General features: G+C 62.6%; 20 protein-coding genes. 7 read left to right on the plus strand and 13 right to left on the minus strand.

The window, feature by feature from the left end:
- Positions 1 to 170: 170 nt before the first annotated feature.
- Positions 171 to 1472 (plus strand): MFS transporter, encoded by a 1302-nt coding sequence (locus tag BXE_RS32590; protein ID WP_011492385.1) that lies wholly within the window; start codon positions 171 to 173, stop codon positions 1470 to 1472.
- Between the two features lie 221 nt (positions 1473 to 1693).
- Here the strand turns inward: BXE_RS32590 and BXE_RS32595 are convergent, their stop codons facing one another.
- From BXE_RS32595 to BXE_RS32630, 7 genes are all read right to left on the minus strand, one after another.
- A complete protein-coding gene (locus tag BXE_RS32595) occupies positions 1694 to 2203 on the minus strand; it encodes an Lrp/AsnC family transcriptional regulator (RefSeq protein WP_011492386.1) in 510 nt (169 codons plus the stop codon).
- 877 nt (positions 2204 to 3080) lie between these two features.
- On the minus strand, positions 3081 to 3353 hold the full coding sequence (locus BXE_RS32605; protein ID WP_011492388.1) for a hypothetical protein: 273 nt from the start codon (positions 3351 to 3353) through the stop codon (positions 3081 to 3083).
- Between the two features lie 64 nt (positions 3354 to 3417).
- The gene (locus BXE_RS32610) at positions 3418 to 3876 is read right to left on the minus strand and encodes a DoxX family protein (protein WP_011492389.1); all 459 of its coding nucleotides are present in this window, start codon (positions 3874 to 3876) and stop codon (positions 3418 to 3420) included.
- Between the two features lie 211 nt (positions 3877 to 4087).
- On the minus strand, positions 4088 to 4495 hold the full coding sequence (locus BXE_RS32615; protein WP_011492390.1) for a VOC family protein: 408 nt from the start codon (positions 4493 to 4495) through the stop codon (positions 4088 to 4090).
- A 158-nt stretch (positions 4496 to 4653) separates the two neighbouring features.
- Entirely contained in the window at positions 4654 to 5118 is a 465-nt protein-coding gene (locus BXE_RS32620; protein WP_011492391.1) for an RbsD/FucU family protein, read from the minus strand.
- An 87-nt stretch (positions 5119 to 5205) separates the two neighbouring features.
- Entirely contained in the window at positions 5206 to 5634 is a 429-nt protein-coding gene (locus BXE_RS47420) for a hypothetical protein (protein WP_011492392.1), read from the minus strand.
- A 25-nt stretch (positions 5635 to 5659) separates the two neighbouring features.
- Entirely contained in the window at positions 5660 to 6028 is a 369-nt protein-coding gene (locus BXE_RS32630; protein WP_011492393.1) for a nuclear transport factor 2 family protein, read from the minus strand.
- 358 nt (positions 6029 to 6386) lie between these two features.
- Between BXE_RS32630 and BXE_RS32635 the strand changes: the two genes are divergently transcribed.
- The 6 genes from BXE_RS32635 to flhC all read left to right on the plus strand — a co-directional run bounded on the left by BXE_RS32635 (position 6387) and on the right by flhC (position 10243).
- A complete protein-coding gene (locus BXE_RS32635) occupies positions 6387 to 6758 on the plus strand; it encodes a type II toxin-antitoxin system RelE/ParE family toxin (protein WP_011492394.1) in 372 nt (123 codons plus the stop codon).
- Entirely contained in the window at positions 6755 to 7057 is a 303-nt protein-coding gene (locus BXE_RS32640; RefSeq protein WP_011492395.1) for an addiction module antidote protein, read from the plus strand. Before BXE_RS32635 ends, BXE_RS32640 begins: the two co-directional genes overlap by 4 nt.
- Positions 7058 to 7192: 135 nt before the next feature.
- Complete coding sequence (locus tag BXE_RS32645; RefSeq protein ID WP_081435596.1) at positions 7193 to 8095, plus strand: helix-turn-helix domain-containing protein; 903 nt, start codon at positions 7193 to 7195, stop codon at positions 8093 to 8095.
- Positions 8096 to 8169: 74 nt separating this feature from the next.
- The gene (locus tag BXE_RS32650; protein ID WP_011492397.1) at positions 8170 to 8703 is read left to right on the plus strand and encodes a GNAT family N-acetyltransferase; all 534 of its coding nucleotides are present in this window, start codon (positions 8170 to 8172) and stop codon (positions 8701 to 8703) included.
- A gap of 635 nt (positions 8704 to 9338) precedes the next feature.
- A complete protein-coding gene (gene flhD, locus BXE_RS32655) occupies positions 9339 to 9659 on the plus strand; it encodes a flagellar transcriptional regulator FlhD (protein WP_007177882.1) in 321 nt (106 codons plus the stop codon).
- Between the two features lie 14 nt (positions 9660 to 9673).
- Complete coding sequence (flhC, locus tag BXE_RS32660; RefSeq protein ID WP_011492398.1) at positions 9674 to 10243, plus strand: flagellar transcriptional regulator FlhC; 570 nt, start codon at positions 9674 to 9676, stop codon at positions 10241 to 10243.
- Positions 10244 to 10395: 152 nt separating this feature from the next.
- Here flhC and BXE_RS32665 read toward each other — a convergent pair whose 3' ends face one another.
- The 6 genes from BXE_RS32665 to BXE_RS32690 all read right to left on the minus strand — a co-directional run bounded on the left by BXE_RS32665 (position 10396) and on the right by BXE_RS32690 (position 17945).
- On the minus strand, positions 10396 to 11724 hold the full coding sequence (locus tag BXE_RS32665; RefSeq protein WP_040124527.1) for an Nramp family divalent metal transporter: 1329 nt from the start codon (positions 11722 to 11724) through the stop codon (positions 10396 to 10398).
- A gap of 59 nt (positions 11725 to 11783) precedes the next feature.
- Positions 11784 to 12986, minus strand: coding sequence for an acyl-CoA dehydrogenase family protein (locus BXE_RS32670; RefSeq protein ID WP_011492400.1), 1203 nt, complete (start codon positions 12984 to 12986; stop codon positions 11784 to 11786).
- 174 nt (positions 12987 to 13160) lie between these two features.
- The gene (locus tag BXE_RS32675; protein ID WP_011492401.1) at positions 13161 to 13817 is read right to left on the minus strand and encodes a methionine ABC transporter permease; all 657 of its coding nucleotides are present in this window, start codon (positions 13815 to 13817) and stop codon (positions 13161 to 13163) included.
- The gene (locus tag BXE_RS32680) at positions 13810 to 14970 is read right to left on the minus strand and encodes a methionine ABC transporter ATP-binding protein (RefSeq protein WP_011492402.1); all 1161 of its coding nucleotides are present in this window, start codon (positions 14968 to 14970) and stop codon (positions 13810 to 13812) included. Before BXE_RS32680 ends, BXE_RS32675 begins: the two co-directional genes overlap by 8 nt.
- 135 nt (positions 14971 to 15105) lie before the next feature.
- The gene (locus tag BXE_RS32685; RefSeq protein WP_007177888.1) at positions 15106 to 15945 is read right to left on the minus strand and encodes a MetQ/NlpA family ABC transporter substrate-binding protein; all 840 of its coding nucleotides are present in this window, start codon (positions 15943 to 15945) and stop codon (positions 15106 to 15108) included.
- Between the two features lie 386 nt (positions 15946 to 16331).
- Positions 16332 to 17945 (minus strand): efflux transporter outer membrane subunit, encoded by a 1614-nt coding sequence (locus BXE_RS32690; protein WP_011492403.1) that lies wholly within the window; start codon positions 17943 to 17945, stop codon positions 16332 to 16334.
- Positions 17946 to 17958 lie beyond the last annotated feature (13 nt).

The following is a 17958-nucleotide window of genomic DNA, read 5'->3' on the forward strand; positions in this document are numbered from 1 at the left end:
CTTTCATCCTGTAAAATCCCGCCTGGCCCCAGTCGTCGTCGTGCCTGCCCTACCCGGGCCGGCGCGCCGGTGTCCCGTGCTCTACCCAGCGCTTGCCACACTTCTCGCCCGACGACCGCCGTGTTTCCACACGCTACGTGTGGCTCCCAATCCAATAAAAGACATCAGCAATGCAAGCGACAAATCTGGGTGGAGCGCAGGCTGTCACCCCACGCCCTCTCGGGCGCAGCGATTACAAGACACTTGGCCTCGCCGCGCTCGGCGGGGCTCTCGAGTTCTACGATTTCATCATCTTCGTGTTCTTCGCGCCGGCGATCGGCCAGCTGTTTTTCCCCTCGGCAATGCCGGACTGGCTGCGCCAGGTGCAAACCTTCGGCATTTTCGCCGCAGGCTATCTGGCGCGGCCGCTCGGCGGCATCATCATGGCGCATTTCGGCGATCTGTTCGGCCGCAAGCGCATGTTCACGCTGAGCGTGCTGCTCATGTCCGTGCCGACGCTGATGATGGGCCTGCTGCCCACCTACACCAGCATCGGCGTGCTCGCGCCGGTCCTGCTGCTGCTCTTCCGTGTGATGCAAGGCGCGGCGGTCGGCGGCGAAGTTCCGGGGGCATGGGTGTTCGTCTCGGAACACGTGCCGCAGCGGCACATCGGCTATGCGTGCGGCACGCTGACGGCCGGCCTCACGGCGGGTATCCTGCTCGGCTCGCTGATCGCCTCGGCGGTGAACCGCAACTTCGCACCGGCGGAAATCTCCGCGTACGCGTGGCGTATTCCGTTCCTGGTGGGTGGCGTGTTCGGCATGTTCTCGGTCTACCTGCGCCGCTGGCTGCACGAGACGCCGGTGTTCGCCGAACTCAAGCAGCGCAAGGCGATCGCCGCCGAGGTGCCGCTCAAGGCCGTGCTGCGCGACCACGGCCGCGCCGTGATCGTTTCGATGCTGCTCACGTGGATGCTCTCGGCCGCGATCGTCGTGGTGATCCTGATGACGCCGACGCTGCTGCAAAAGCAGTTTCATATCGCGCCGGCCACCGCGTTGCTGGCGAACTGCGTGGCGACGCTGTGCCTGACCATCGGCTGCGTGCTGGCGGGCTCGATTGCCGGCCGCATTGGCGCGGGGCGCACGATTTTCATCGGCGGCCTGGTGCTGGCCGTGACCTACTACGTGATGTTCCAGCAGCTCGCGCTCGATACCTCCGCGCTGGTGCCGCTGTACGCGGTGACCGGTCTGTTCGTCGGCGTGATCGGCGCGATTCCGTTCGTGATGGTCAAGGCGTTCCCGCCGGTGGTGCGCTTCTCGGGCATCTCGTTCTCGTACAACGTGGCGTATGCGGTTTTCGGCGGCCTCACGCCGATCGCCGTGTCGCTGATGATGAAGTCCAACCCGATGGCCGCACCGATGTACGTCGGCGCAATCTGCATTCTCGGGGCGTTGACCACGCTGTTCATCAAGGACGCACCGCAAAAGCGCTGATCGGCGCTTCCGCTTCTCCTTTTGATTCTGCTGCTGTTTGACAATGACGGCGCGCCGCACGGTGCGCCGTTTCAGTTTGCATCGGGGTTCGACGCCCCAGGCAAATACAGCCGCGCGGATGACGCGTACTTCGCGTACGCAGCCTGCGATCAAATTGGCGGCATGGTTGTTCCGGACGGGAAACCGGGGGATCGCATGTCGCAAATCACCCAGGGTGTCTTTCAGAGCGGCAGTTTGGTGGTGGAGAGAATTTCCTTCAGCACCATGAACGTCCGGATCTGACGAACCCCTGGAAGGTACAGTAGCTGCTCCGCATGCAGCCGATTGAAGCTGTCACTGTCTCGCGTGCGTACCAGCATGAAATAGTCGAATTCGCCCGTTACGACGTGACACTCCATGCACCCGGAGACCCTTTGAGCCGCCTTCTCAAATTCGGCGAAGGTTTCAGGCGTTGAACGGTCCAGCACAAAGCCGATCACCACGAGCATCGCCCAGTCTAATGCCTTGGGGTCGAGAAGTGCGACCACGGCCCGTATCAACCCCATCTCCTTGAGCCGCTCGACGCGCCTCAGGCAGGCCGGTGCGCTTAACCTGACCTTTGCCGCGAGATTGACGTTGGAAATGGAAGCGTCACTTTGCAACTGCTTGAGGATTGCCCGGTCAATCCGATCGAGTTGCGGTGCCGTCCTGTCACTGTCGCCAACCGGACCACGTTTTTTTGTTGTTCTCACGGTCATCCTTTCGAAATTTAATTACGTTCCGAAGCTTCATATCTGCGGCAAGCTACGCTTATAGGCTGATATTTGCAATATTTGCAAATGAAAAACGTCCTAGAATCGTCAGATACGATCATGCCAGACGGACGTCGAATCGGACGAATGCCGCAGCGCTGCCAGCAGCAACCGGTCTGAAGGCCAGTCCTTTTACATAAGCCGGCGTTCCGCCTGAACTCAGACGACGATGTGAATCGAATACCGACGTCCATCCAACATCACGTTCTAAAAAGTACTGCTAATGAACAGGTACCCAGATGAAAGCAAGTCGGCGGCAACAGAGCAATGCGTGTGGATCCGGCCGCCGTCGTCACTCACCGAAGTGTGCATGATCGTAGACTCTACAGCGGGGATTTTCGTCGCACCCGCGCTATCCGATCGCTTCGCCGATACCGCCCAATTCGCTCTACTGTCTTTGAACGATACCGAATCTCTCCGCCGCGAGTGGGTGGCCTCAGCGGCATCGCATACAGGTCCTGGAATTCGCGCCCGTACAGAAATCGAACGGGTATTGGGTCGGCTTCCCGTGGGGTGCCGGCTCGCGCTTTGCACACAGACGGTCAGATCACTGGACTGGTTAGGGTCGGTCTGCGGGCATCCATGTCGGATGATTCTCCCGGCCGATTCGCTATCGGATGTGGGATGGAAGGTTGAAGAGGCCACGCGAACGGTGCAGGCGGCACTCTGTGAAGCAGTTTCACGACGGTGGCGCGACTGTCTGTGAGTCCCGGCGCCATGACCGGATTCCCGCAGCCTCGGTTATAGACCCGACTCCATGCTCGACGCAGCGCAAGCAAGCCCCGAGGCGAAGCCCGCCGACGCCGCGCCGCCCGGCTTATAGCGACGCCTCCTGGATCGCGCCGGTCTGGATTGCCCGCTCGATCAGGCCTTCGTCCTGCGACTTGGCGATGGCGTCGGCAATCAGTTTTTCCGGCTCCTCGATTTCCGCCTTGATCGTGCTGATGATTCCGGACGCATCCAGAATCACCAGCGTTTTCGCCGAGTCGGCCAGACTGATGATCACCCGATGCGGCGTAGGCCCTTCACCGAGACTCGCGCACAACTGCGTGACCTTGCCGCCAATGGTTTGCTCAAAAGTTTGAATCATTATTTGCTCCCTGGTTACAAGCCGGAATCGAAAGCGATCCCCGCAGACTACCTGAACTGCCGCATCAAAGCCCCAGTCCGCCGCGCGACGAGCGTCCGCCGAGAGAACCTCCTCCCGGGCGCGCACCGTCGATACTGATCCCGCCCGCGCCGGTCACGAACAGCAGCAGGAAACCACCGGCAATGCCGACGTTCTTCCAGAAATGGATGACCATATCGCGTTGCAGGGCGGCGTCGGTCACATTCCAGAAATCGTGTCCCAGAACCGCCGTCGCTACCGTGTATGCGGCCATGATGAGCGCAAGCGGACGTACCTTGAAGCCGACGATCAGCAACAAACCGCCGAGCGCCTCGACAGCGACCGCGATCGGCGCGGCGATCTGCACGAACGGCACGCCCTTCGAATGCAGGTAGCCGACAAAACCCGCATAGCCCAGCAGTTTCATCACTCCGCCCCACAGGAACAGCACCGCAAGGGCAATGCGCGCGATGAGGATAACGCCGGAATCGACGGGACGCGACATAAGGGGCTCCTGTAAATGAATAAGCAGCAGACCCCGCCGGAGGGCTGCAGTTCCCCGCATTGCAACTGAGAATATGTGCATTGCCCGCCTTTTCCAAGCCCGGGAAAATGGGAGGCGCGAGGCGCGTCGCATGCCGGGACGGAAAAAAGTGCCGAAGCGGCTCGCCGGTTAGCGTCCGCGGTGCATGCCGGCGGCGGCGTCACCGCCGTGGTTATGCGCGAGGATACGTCGCGACTTCGATCAGATTACCGTCCGGATCGCGGCAATACACCGAGGTCATCTTGCCGCGCGCGCCGTCGCGCTCCACCGGGCCGGCCTCGATTTCGACGCCCTCGGCCAGCCAATGCGCCTTGACCTCGGCGGGGCTTGCAGTCGTGACGAAGCACAGATCGGCGCTGCCGGGCACCGGCTCGCGGCCGGTGAACCACGCGACGGTGTCGGCCGCGGCGGGACGCAGATTGATCTTCTGATTGCCGTAGGTCATTGCCACCCGCGTACCGGTGCGCGACTCGAACCCGGTGCGCTGCATGCCGAGCATGCGTGCGTACCACGCCGCGCTGACTTCCACGTCGGCAACGTTCAGAACGAGATGATCCAGACTCTCTATAGAAAAGCTCATGGTTTCGTCACCGTGATGTGAGCCGTTGTCTCGTGGCCGACCTGGCCGGTCCGCCAACGGCGGGCAGAAGCAAAGTTGGCACGCGTGTGATGCGTGTGATACTCGCGTGCGGCTGTTGGCACGTCGTGTTCATGGCGTGGCACTGGCACTGGCCAGGACTACGACTGCGGCGCGTCCGGAGCGAGCAGAACGCCCTTCGTGAACACGAAGCAACCGTAACCGCGCGCTTCGCCGGTGGCGATCACGCAATACGCTTTGCGCGCCCGCTCATAAAACGCAAACCGCTCGATCGGCGCGAACGGCACATCGCGCCCCTCCGCGGCGTTGACTTCGGTTTGTGCTTCCCGCTGCACGGCCGGAAGCGTGTGTGGTTCGCCGACCACCTCCATGCGCGACGCCGGGTGTTCGATGAACGTATCCAGCGGCATCACCGAGAGAACCGCGCGAATCGCGCGCGGCGCGCTCACGCCGTCGAGGCGAAGCAGTTTGCCCAGCACGCTCTCGCGCGCGACCGAGTCGCCCGGAAAGTTGGCGTCGCAAATGATGAGTTCGTCGCCGTGGCCCATCGAGCGTAGCGCATACAGTATGTCGGCATTGAGCAGCGGGTCCAGATTCTTCAGCACGGTGTCTCCTTGTAGTCCGGTCAGGTCCGATTGGCGGCTGGCCGCCCGGGTCCGGATGCTGGTTTCCAGATGCGTGAAGCGCCCGGCTCACGCCCGCGTTCGAGTCGGGCCGGAACGGCAGGCGCCCGATTCGACGAAGGCGTGACGGCGCTTCGAATCGCATTCCAGCGGACGATTGTAGCAAGCAACGTCGCACGCATCCGGCGGGGTGCGCCCGTGGTCGCGGCACGCAGCGCTGCTGTCCGGATGGACCGTCGTCCGGACCTTGCGCGTGGCCGGCAGCGCACTGGCGATGCCGCATTGCCAACGCAGCCAGCCGACCACCGCCAGCAGCACGAGGCCCGCGCCGCCCAGCACCGGCTCGCGCCAGCCCAGCAACGCCATGAACGTGAACGCGCGCGCACCGGCGAGCAGTGCGAAACCGGCGACCGAGCAGGCCAGCGAGTCGACAGCGCCCGCGAGGCGCGCAACCATCATGGCCGTTTGCGCAGACGTGGCGGCAGCGGGCTCGTGCATGATCGTCTCCGGAATGAAACGAGGCTCAGGCGGCGTCCGGCACCTGATCGAGGAAGCCGGTAACGGCCTGCAAGCGTCCGCGTGGATCGACCACACCGAAGTCGGACCCCTTCACGATTGCCTCGCCGGCGGGCGTGATCAGCTCCCAGGAAAAGCGCAGCCGGTCGGCGAAGCCGTCAACCTGGCCCGTGCGGCGAAACGTGTGATGCGGGAAGCGCTCGTGCACCGCGCGGATCATCGCGTCGATGCCTTCGTGGCCGGCACCTGACAACAGCGGGTCGCGATAGTCGGCGTCGGCGCTCCATGTCGCGGCGATCAACTCGCGACGGCGCGCGCCATCGGTCTCGTTCCATACGTCGAAATAACGGTCGATCAGATCGGTATGCGCGTTCATCTCAAGACTCCTTCATTGGCATGACTGAGCACTACGCCTCGCAGACACGTTTGTATGCGGCGGGCCCGGAGTGAAGATTGGAGGCTTGGGCGCGATGCGTCGATTACGTGGGAGGTAAGCAGGTGCGCGCGCAGCGGTGCGAGGAAATTTCGCCGTGTGCCGTGTGCCGTGTGCCGTGTGCCGTGTGCCGTGTGCCGTTCGGCGTTCGGCGTTCGGCGTTCGGCGTTCGGCGTTCGGCGGATAGGCCATCCGGCCGCGGCGGCAGCGGCTAACCTCATGTGGCAAATGGGGGCCGCGCGGCACTGGTGCGCGGCGTGTGACGCACTCAACAGACACGGACACGGGCCGCTTTTTCAATATGATTTTTACACTTGCAAGACCGTATCCTGTCGGATACACTTCTCAGCAGATCGGTTCACCACCTGTGTACACGGTCAACCGCACCGAGGAGTTCGACGCCTGGCTCGCGCGGCTCTCCGATCAAAGAGCGAGGGCGAAAATACTCGTGCGAATCCGGCGTGCGGAACGCGGGCATTTCGGCGACATGAAGTTGCTGGAAGACGGTGTGTCAGAGATGCGCATCGACTACGGCCCGGGTTATCGGGTCTACTTCGCGCGTGAAGAACGCGTGGTCTATCTGCTGCTCTGCGGTGGCGACAAGTCCACCCAGCCAGCCGATATCAAGCATGCCAAAACAATGTGGGCAGCAATCAGAGAGGAACTGTCATGAGCAAGATCAAAACCGCACGGTTCGACGCGTCACACTACCTCGATAGCGAGGAAATGATCGCCGAGTATCTCAACGCCGCGCTGGAAGAAGGCGACGCCGACCTCCTGCTCGCCGCAATCGCCGACATCGCCAAAGCGCGCGGCATCGCCAAGATCGCGGCAGATGCCGGACTTGGCCGCGAAAGCCTCTACAAAACGCTCGCGCCCGGTTCCAAACCACGCATGGATACGGTGTTCAAGCTGCTGCGCGCGCTCGGCGTCAAACTCAACGCGGTGCCGGAAGGCGTGGCGGCGGCCTGAGTTGCGGCCGGCGTTGCGTTTGTCGTTGCGTTTGTCGTTGCGCTCACCAGTCCGGCGGCTTTGACACATTGTCGATACGCCGGGATCGGCTTTATCGTCAGGGATATGCCGGGGTTTTCCATTACCTTCCAGGTAATGGATCGCCAGCGCGGTTTGGCTATCATCGTTGGCATGAACACACTCTCGCTTGCCCAATCCGTCCCGCCGCACATGCCGGCGGCGAGCCGCACGGTCGGCGATCTGCTGCGCGAATGGCGCCAGCGTCGAAGAATGAGCCAGTTGCTGCTCGCCGCCGAAGCCGATATTTCGACCCGGCATTTGAGCTTCGTCGAATCAGGCCGCGCGGTGCCGAGCCGGGAAATGGTCATGCATCTTGCCGAACGGCTCGACGTGCCGCTGCGGGCTCGCAATGCTTTGCTAGTTGCGGCAGGTTATGCGCCGTTATTCCGTGAGCGTCAGCTATCGGATCCACAGTTGGCCGCCGCGCGCGAGGCCGTCGAATTGGTGCTGAAGGGGCATGAGCCTTATCCGGCGCTCGCCATCGACCGGCACTGGACCATCATCGCCGCGAACGGCGCGCTCGCGCCCCTGCTCGACGGCGCGAGTCCGGAACTGCTGAAGCCGCCGGTCAACGCGCTGCGCCTGAGCCTGCATCCGGAGGGCATTGCGGCGTCGATCGTCAATTGGCATGCGTGGCGCGAGCACATACTGGCTCGATTGCAGCGGCAAATCGACGTGAGCGGCGACGACACGCTAAGCGCGCTGCACGAAGAACTGGCCGCTTATCCGGCGCCGCCGGGCGCGGATGCGGCCGAACACGACACCGCCACTGCCGCCCAGATTGCGGTGCCGCTGCGGCTGCGCACGCCGATCGGCGTGCTGTCGTTTCTGAGCACGACCACGGTGTTCGGTACGCCAGTGGACGTAACACTTTCGGAGCTCGCCATCGAAGCATTCTTCCCGGCCGACCAGCAAACCACGGCGGCATTGCGCGAATCCGCTGGGAATCAACGCGCAGACGCAGTGCGCCAACCGTAGCCTGACCGCAGACGCGGCACCGTGCCACGTCGAGTCCTTCTCCTTTCAATCGCCGGACCGCACGGAGAAAACATTTGAACGACAACGCCCTACTCGTACGCCAACTCGGTCCCGACGACCGCGACGACTACTTCCAGCTTCGCCTGCGCGGACTGAGGGCGCATCCGGATTCGTTCGGTCAGAGTTATGAGGAAGCGCTTGCCAAAGGCGCGTCACAACACGACGCGATACTGGAGGGCTCGCGTGCGGCCGAAGGCGATTTTCTGCTCGGCGCTTACGCATCGGCCGGAACACCGTTGATCGGCGTGGTCGGACTGCTGCGAATCCCGAATGACAAACAACGGCATAAGGCCGCTATGGTCGGCATGTATGTCGCGCCGGAAGCCGCGGGCCGCGGCGTCGGGCGAGCGTTGCTCAATGAATTACTGGCGCGGGCTTCGCGTGTGGACGGTCTACGGCAAATCCAGCTGCTGGTCGGCAGCCGCAACGAAGCCGCCAGAAAACTTTATGAGTCGCTCGGTTTTCGCAAATATGGCTGCGAAATCGGCGCGCTGAATGTCAACGGCGTGTTTCACGACGCCGATCTGATGGCGCTATTTATCAAATAGATAGAGATAGCAAGGGCGCGGCGGACCTCGCCGCCGTTCAACGGTGCGTCCGTTGCCCGCGTCTGGCGCCGAAGTCGAACATGGCCGCTCAACCATCCGGCAGAAGTTAGGCCAGAAGTTACAAATCCGGCCTTGATTGTAACTGGGGCCGCACCAACCCGTTACATCTTCGTTTTGTCCCCAAAACGCGGTAAGGCAGTGGTACTTATTACTTTATATTGACCTTGCTTTCCATTCCCTTTCTGACCGAAGCCGGAATTACCGGGCGGTAACCGATCCCCGTCATTTGCTCAGACAAATAAGCGAAAAGCCTGTACTACAAGGGTTTTCATGGACCAGACAGAAATTCGGGCAGGTCAGAAATCCGCTATGCATGACGTATTACAACCCTGTGAAAGAGTTACCGAAAATTGATGTATCTTTTTGAGACATTTTTTTGAGAAGGGATTGATTTCTTGTTTTACCCTTCATACAATTCGTCCCAAGCTGTTACGAAATGTAACGCGATGTATCAAAAGGTCGCCGCCTGTATCAGGTGGTGACAGTAGCCGGAGGACATCATTTCCGGCGAGGCACAAAAGACATAACGGCAGAAAAAGCCGACATCGTAATTCGGGGCTTCGGAAACACAAAAAATGGACCGTAGCAGCGAGACGCTGGATTCAATCCGCGAGATCAACTTGTCTTACATCATGCTCGCGCAACGTATGTTGCGTGAGGACAAACCGGTCGGGATGTTCCGGTTGGGATTGTCGTCGGAACTGGCCGATTTGCTTGCCGGGCTGTCGCTCGCGCAGATCGTCAAGCTGGCCGCTTCCGATCAGCTTTTGTGTTTTTTCCGCTTTAACGACCACTCCATGTTGTCGGCGTTGACGCAAACGACGAAACACACAGCAGTTGCACCGACTCACGCGGCGATCCTGCTTGCAGGCCAGCCTGCCGAGCAGTTCGCTTAATCGAGGTGACCGCGATGCTCAAGCGTAGCCTGACGGAAGACGCCCAGGAAGTATTTCGCGCCATCGCGCTGATCGAACTCGGCGCGCGCATGCAGGTGCTCGAAAGCGAACTGACGCTCTCGCGCGACCGCATGATCCGCCTGTATCGCGAGGTCAAGGGTGTGTCGCCGCCCAAGGGCATGCTGCCTTTTTCGGCGGACTGGTACATGACGTGGCTGGCGAACATTCACGCGTCGCTGTTCTACAACACGTATCTGTTCCTGAAGAACGAAGCGCGCTGCTCCCATCTGGACGCGCTGACCAAAGGGTACCGGCTGTATCTGGAACATTGCCAGCACAGCGAAACCGAACCGGTGCTGGATCTGACGCGTGCGTGGACGCTGGTGCGCTTTTTCGACGCCGACATTCTGCAATTGACCCGATGCTGCCGTTGCACCGGCAAGTTCGTGGCGCACAAACACGATCTGCAGCACAACGTGGTGTGCGGCGCATGCCAGCCACCCTCGCGTGCCGGCAAGACGAAGAAAGCCGCGGCCGCCCGCCAGGAAGCACTCGAAGCAGCGCAGATCGCGCAGGCCGCCTGAATGGATTAACGCTGACTCGACGAGGGCTGGTCCGGCCCGACTCGAACCGAAGCCTCACATAGAAAGTCCGCTCCACGCGGACTTTTTTTTCATCCCTTCGCCCTCTTCGCCCATCTTTCCCCTTCAGCGCCGGCAGCCGGCACGTGGCCGGATCATCCGGCCAATCCGGCCGTTTGCACCACCAGCCAGAGGTTCGCCGCGCTGATCACCACGAACAGCGTCCACGCGACGCACCGCGTCAGCAGCGTATTGGCGAATTCGCCCATCAGCGAACGGTCGTTGGTCATGCGGATCAGCGGATAAAGCGCGAACGGCAACTGCAGGCTCAGCACGACCTGGCTTGCGACCAGCAGCTTGCCGACAGCGCCGTTGCCCATCATCTGCACGCCGATGAGCGCGGGAATCAACGCCAGAGCCCGCGTGATGAAGCGCCGTTGCCAGCACGGAATCTTCAGTTTCAGGAAACCTTCCATGATGACCTGCCCCGCCACCGTGCCGGTAAAGGTCGAGCTTTGTCCCGAGGCGAGCAAGGTCACGGCGAACAGCACCGCTGCGAAACCGGTGCCGACGATGGGCGCGAGCAGCTTGTAGGCGTCCTCGATTTCGGTGACCTGATTGTGGCCGGTGGCATGGAACGCGGCGGCGGCCAGAATCAGGATCGCCATGTTGATCAGCAGCGCGAGCACGAGCGACACGATCGTGTCGATGCGCGACATGCCGATCGCCGACCTGATGCTGGCGGGATCGCGCTTCACCGCGCGCGTCTGCACGATCGACGAATGCAGATAGAGGTTATGCGGCATGACCGTCGCGCCGAGAATGCCGATTGCCAGATACATGGGCTCGCGCGAACTCAAAGCCTGCCACGACGGAATCAGCCCCTGCGCGACCGATGGCCAGTGCGGCTGCACCAGCGCCAGTTCGATGATGTACCCGACGCCGATGGTCGCGATCAGCCCGAGCATGATCGCTTCGAGGTCGCGGAAATTCTTGCCCTTCAGGCCGAGCACGATCAGCGTATCGAACGCGGTCAGCAGCACGCCGGTGGTCAGCGAGCATTTGAAGAGCAGATGGAAAGCGAGTGCGCCGCCGAGCACTTCGGCCAGATCGCAGGCCACGATCGAGAGTTCCGCCAACAGCCACTGAAAGCGCGCCACGGCCGGTGAATAGCGTGTTCTCGACAATTCGGCGAGGTCGCGCCCGGTAGCAATGCCGAGGCGCATGCTCAGACATTGCAGCGCCATCGCCGCGAGACTCGACAGCATGACGACGAACAGCAGGCTGTACCCATAGCGCGAGCCCGCTTCGATGTCGGTCGCCCAGTTGCCCGGGTCCATATAGCCGATCGAGACCAGCAGGCCGGGCCCCGCGAATTGCAGAATCCTCTTCCAGAAAGGCGCGCCTTGCGTGACGGCCACCGAGCCTTGCACCTCGGATGGGCAAAACGGTGCCGTTGCCGTAGTCGGTAGTTTGAACTGCAATCCGGGAGTCTCTTGAAGGGGATAAACACGGCGCATCGTACAGGCCGCCGCGAGCCGCCTCAAGTGTACAAAGAAACCTCCGGCAACGTGCCGGTGAGCGCGTAGCGGCCGACGTCGCGCACGCGATAGTCCAGCGGATCGTGCAGCGTGTGCACGCGAGCGTTGCGCCAGAAACGGTCGAGCGCGAGCGGCGCGTGCGTGGCGCGGGCACCACAGGCGTCGAACAGCTGTTCGCTGACGTCGAGCGCGGCGCGGTGCGCGACGATCTTCGCCTCCGAAGTGGCGAGCGCAACCTGCGCACGGGTTTCGGGGGAAAGCGCCGCGCCCCGTTGCCACGCGTCGTCGAGCAGCCAGGCCGCGCGCGTGGCCAGCGCTTCCGCGCTGACCGCTTGCAGGCGCATTTCGCCGAAGCGCTGGATCAGGTAGGGATCGTCGGTGGCTTTGTCCACGCCGGAATAGATCCACGCCTTACCGTGCTGCGTGACGTAGGCTCGCGCTTCGTCGAGCGCGCCCTGTGCAATGCCCACGAACAGGTTGGTCAGCACCAGTTGCGAAATCAGCGTGCGCAAACTCGCGTGCGGTGTGTCGGGCCGCTCCATGACTTCATGCGGTTCGAGCTTGACGCGCACGAACGACACGCTGCCGCTGTCGGTCTGCCGCTGGCCGATCGGATTCCAGTCTTCGTGAACGGTAATGCCTTCGCGCGTGGTCGGCAGGACACCGAACACCGGTTTGCCGGTGACCGGATCCTGCGCGGAGACCGTCATCATCTGCGAGCCGCGCGTGCCTGAGCAGAATCCCTTCTGGCCGTCGAGCAGGTAGCCGCCGTCGCCGCTTGCGGTGGCAATGAGCCGTGTGTCGAGCGGATTGACGGCGTTACCCCACCACCACCGGTTTTCGACGGTGCCGCTCAGAAAGCGGGCGCGTTGTTCAGGATTGCCCCATACATTGACGCTGACCACCTGCAGGCACGTGAAGCCCAACAGATGCGCGAGCGCGCTGTCCACTTGCGCGATCTTGCGAACCGTCTCGTAGATGTCGGGCCAACGCGCGCCGAGGCCGCCGAATTCGCGCGGCACCGCGAGCGTGAGAAGCCCCGCGTCGGCGATCCATTGTTTTTCCTGGGCGGCGTGGCCGCCTTCGAGATCGCGCTGCGCGGCACTGGCATGCAGCGCGTCGAGCAGACTCGCGAGATCGCGCACCACCGGCGCAGCGGATGCCTGAGGCGTGTGCAACGCATCGGCATGACGAGGATCGTTCATGCAATTTCCATGTGAAAAATTTTCTGGCGGGCCGCGGCAGACACAATGCTTGCGACGACGCCCAATGCCATAGCTAGCATGATAGGCGGTGATACAGGTGCCGCAAACGTGCGCGGCTATTCCTCATGCGAATAACCGCCGCGTGGCCGGAACGACAGACACGATCATGGGCGCTCACGCGCGCTGCGCGAGCCGCCGAACGAACCGGTCGCCGACGAACTGCACCGCCGTGACGATCACGATCAGCAGCACGATCACCGTCACCATCACGGTCGTATCGAAGCGCTGGTAGCCATAGCGGATGGCCAGATCGCCGAGGCCGCCGGCGCCGACTGCGCCCGCCATCGCCGACGAGCCGATCATCGCCACCACCGTGATGGTGAAGCCGCCGAGAATGCCCGGCAGCGCCTCGGGCAGCAGCACATGCCAGATGATATGCCGGCGTTGCGCGCCCATTGCCTGCGCGGCTTCGATCAGACCACGGTCCACTTCGCGCAAACTCACTTCGGCTACGCGCGCGAAAAACGGAATCGCCGCGATGCTGAGCGGCACGATCGCGGCCCACACGCCGATCGTCGTGCCGATCAGCAAACGTGTGAGCGGCAGCAATGCCACCAGCAGAATGATGAATGGCGTGGAGCGGAACGCATTGACGAGCGCACCAAGCGTACTGTTCACCACCCGCTTCTCGAAGATGCCGCCACGTGTCGTGGTGACCAGCACCAGTGCTAGCGGAACGCCGACCAGCGCCGCGATGAATGCGGACACGCCGACCATGACGATGGTGTCGCGAATCGCGTCAGCGAGTTCGGAAAGCCACAGATCAGACATAGCCCAATACCTCGACATGATTGGCGTAGCGGCGCGCGCGTTCGAGCAATGTCGCGATCTGCGCTTGCACGGTGCTGTCCGCGTTCGCACGGACTTGCGCCGACACCACGAGACGTCCCTGCGCATGCCCCTGAATCCGGTCGATGCCGCCATGCACGAAGCTCACGCGTCCGCCTTCGACACTCAGCGCCGAAGCAAGCCCGCCGAGATCCGGCTCGCGCGCGTCGGCGCCGGTGAAACGCACGTCCAGCAGAATCTGTGCATCCGCTTGCGCGATGTCGTGCAATGGTTTGACGCGCTCGGCGAGGTCCGTCGGCAAGTCATGCACCAGGGTGCGCAACAGCGCGCGCGTCGCGTCGTGTTGCGGATCGCCGAATACGCGCCACACCGGACCGGTTTCCACGACTTCACCGCGCTCGATCACCGCGACCGTATCGCAGACCTCGCGAATCACCTGCATCTCGTGCGTGATCAATACGACGGTCAGATTCAGACGCTGATTGATATCGCGCAGCAAGGCGAGAATCGCTTGCGTCGTTTCCGGATCCAGCGCGGAGGTGGCTTCGTCGCAAAGCAGAATGTCCGGATCGGTGACCAAAGCCCGCGCAATCCCGACTCGCTGTTTCTGACCGCCGGACAGGCTCGCCGGATAAGCATCGCGCTTGGCGGACAGGCCCACCAGTTCCAGCAACGCGTCGACTTTTTTCTCGATCGCCGCTTTCGGCACGCCGGCGATTTTCAGCGGCAACGCAATGTTCTCGCGCACGGTCTTTGCGGACAGCAGATTGAAGTGCTGGAACACCATGCCGATACGGCGGCGCAGGGTCACGAGTCCGCGTTCGTCGAGTTCGCCGACGCTCACGCCATTCACGCGCACGGCGCCTGAACTCGGCTTTTCCAGCCCATTGACGAGCCGCAGCAGCGTCGACTTGCCTGCACCGCTGCGGCCGATAATGCCGAACACTTCGCCGCGCGCCACGTTCAACGTGACGTTGGCGAGCGCCGCGGTTGCCACGCCGCGCGTATTCGCGAACACCTTGCCGACGTCGTCGAATATCACGGCGGGTTGCGTCGCCGTTGTGTGCGATTCCGCATTCACGGCGAGAGACGGCGCGTCTTCGATGAACTGCGGCGCGTCGAAAAGATTGGCCATGATCCAGCTCCTTTCAGGCTTCCGCGGTGGTCGGCGCAGCCGCTTGCAACCGGCGCCGATGCTGTGCGCCGGCATGCACGCCGGGCTTCCACGCGCAAGCGTAATCTTCGAACGATTCAGGCATGTCCGCGCGGGTTACCAGGCAACGGCATAAAGATTGCCGAAGGCTTTGTCGAGCGCGGCGCGCACCGCCGGCGAATGCTGATAGATCGAAATGTACTTGCGGATACGCGGGTCGTTCACGCTTTCCGGACGCACGACCCACTGGATCGCGTAGTTCTTGTTCTCGAGGCCGTCGAACAGCAGCGCGCTATTCGGATCGGTGGTACCCGCGAGCTTGATGAAACTCGGATAGCCCTGCGCGAGGTCGACGTCGTCGAGCGAGCGAGCCAGTTGCGATGCTTCGAGCTGCACGATCTTCAGGTGCTTCGGGTTGTCGATAATGTCGAGCGTCGTCGCGCGATAGTCGACGCCCGGCTTCAGCTTGATGAGACCGGCGCGTTGCAGCAATAACAGACCGCGGCCGCCGTTGACCGGATCGTTGGCAATCGCGACCGTGGCGCCGTCTTTCAATTCGTCGAAGCGTTTGATCTTCTTCGAATACAGGCCGATCTTCATGATCGTGCCGGGCGCGATCGCGACGAAGTTATAACCGCCCTGCTTCTTCGCATTCTCGAGAAACGGAATGTGCTGGAAGTAGTTGACGTCGATGTCCTTGTTGGCGAGCGCTGCATTCGGCGTGTTCCAGTCGGTGAACTCGATGATCTTCACGTCGAGTCCCTGCTCTTTGGCTTCGCGCGCGGCGATTTTGAGCGCCTCGATTTGCGGGCTGGTCGCAGTGCCGATTTTCAGCGTGGACGAGTCGGCCGCTGAGGCAGGCGAGACCTGCAATGCGAGCGTGAGACCGAAAGCGCCGATGAGCGAGATAGCCGGCGTGTGGAAAAAGCGCCGCACAGTGGATAGAAAAATGCGCATGGTGAACTCGTGGAATTGGGGCGTGGTGTTGATTCGATGCGGCCCGATCTATCGGTCATGCGCTCTCTCGCGCATTTCCGGAGCGGACTTCGTTTGGCGCGTGAGTTCGCAGACCGGATAGATGGGCAACGGAAACCCGCAACGTGCGGCTCAAGCCACGCGTTTCAACGACAGGACGTGCAGATCGGTCAGCGCGGACAGCGGAAGGTCGGACAGGTCATCGCCTCTCTCCAGATGAGGTGCGGCTCATCATAGAGGGCAGCAATGCAGCGGTCTACGAAGGGATTTTCGAAAGGAAAGCGGGAAAAATGATTTGGGTAACAAAAAGCCGGGGCCGCGCTTTCGCGCGGCCCCGGCGTCCACCGCCCGTCCCTCACAGGACAAACTTACTGCTTCGCCACCTGCTGCACGGAAGCGGAAGCGGGCGCCGACGCAGCAACCGCCGCCACAGGAGCCGATGCCGGCGCAACCGCGCCCACCGCCGTATCCGGCGCATTCACGCCGCCCCAGCCACCGCCCAGCGCGCGAATCAGATTAACCGTCGCCACCGCCTGCGTGCCCGACAGATGGCTCGCCTGCAACTGCGAAATCAGCACCTGCCGCTCGCCATCGATCACGTCCAGATAGCTGACCGCGCCTTCCGTGTACTGCGTACGCGACAGATGCGCCGCCCGTTGCGATGCCTGCACCGCATCGTTCTGCTCGCGCATCTGATCGTCGAGCAGGCGCAAATCGGCGAGGTTGTCTTCGACTTCACGGAACGCCACCAGCACCTGTTGACGATACTGCGCAACGTCCTCGTCGTACTTCGAACGGGCTTGCGCGAGATTCGCCTTGCGGCGGCCGCCGTCGAACAAAGGCAGCGTCAACGCCGTGCCGGCAAACGGCCCGAGAATGAACGCCCGGCTCGACCACATGAACAGATCGCCGAGCGTCGCCGACTCAAAACCAGCTGCACCGGTGATGTCGAGCTTCGGGAAGAACGCCGATTTCGCCAGGCCGACACGCGCGTTCGCGGCCTGCATCGCCCGTTCCGCAGCCGAAATATCCGGGCGGCGCTCAAGCAACGCCGAGGGCAGACCCGGCGGCACCCGCACCGTCACCGGCACCAGCGGCGCTTCCGCGAACGAGAAATCCGCCGGCGGCTTGCCGAGCAGAATCGCGAGGCTATGCTCCGACGCGGCACGCTGACGCGCCACGCCCACGGCGTCCGCACGCGCACTCGCGAGTTCGTTGCGGGCCCGCGAGACATCCAGTTCGCCGATATCGCCTTCCTTGAAACGCCGTTCGACGAGCTTCAGCGTATCCTCGCGCAACGCCACGGTGCGGCGGTACAGGTCCTGGTCCGTATCGAGCTCGCGCAACTGGAAGTAGTTCTGCGCGACGTCCGCCTGCAACGACAGTTGCACGGAACGGAACAGCGCTTCGCTTTGCTGCTCGTCCGCCCGCGACGCGTTCACGTTCGAACCGACCCGCCCGAACAGATCCGCCTCGTACGATGCGCCAACCTGCGCGCGCCAGATCGTGCCGTTCGTGCCGCCCGCGTTGTCCGGCAGGAATTGCGACGCCGCCGAAGCACGCTCGCGCGTTGGGCCAAAGCCCGCGTCGAGCTTCGGGAACCAGTCCGACCTGGCCGCCTGCGTCACCGCCCGCGCCTGCTGCACGCGCGCCGCGGCGGCCTTCAGGTCCTGATTGGCGGCGGCCGCCTGCTCTTCGAGCGCGTTGAGCTGCGGGTCGCCGAAAATCGTCCACCATTCGCCGCGATGCGCGTCGTCGGCGGGCTGCGCCTGCTTCCAGGTGCCGTTGTCCTGCGCCGATCCAGCCGACGGCGCGGACGCCGCAGACGGCGCTGACGCAGCGGGCGCTTCCTTGAACGCAACCGGCGTATCCACTTCAGGCCGTTTATAAGTCGGCTCGACGGAGCAGGCAGCGAGCAATGCAACCAGCAAACCGCTGGCAGCCGCCCGGCCCCACCCACTCAAAGATTCAAAGCGTTTCATTATTGTTTTCTCC

The organism is Paraburkholderia xenovorans LB400, from assembly GCF_000013645.1.
GTDB classification, from domain to species: domain Bacteria; phylum Pseudomonadota; class Gammaproteobacteria; order Burkholderiales; family Burkholderiaceae; genus Paraburkholderia; species Paraburkholderia xenovorans.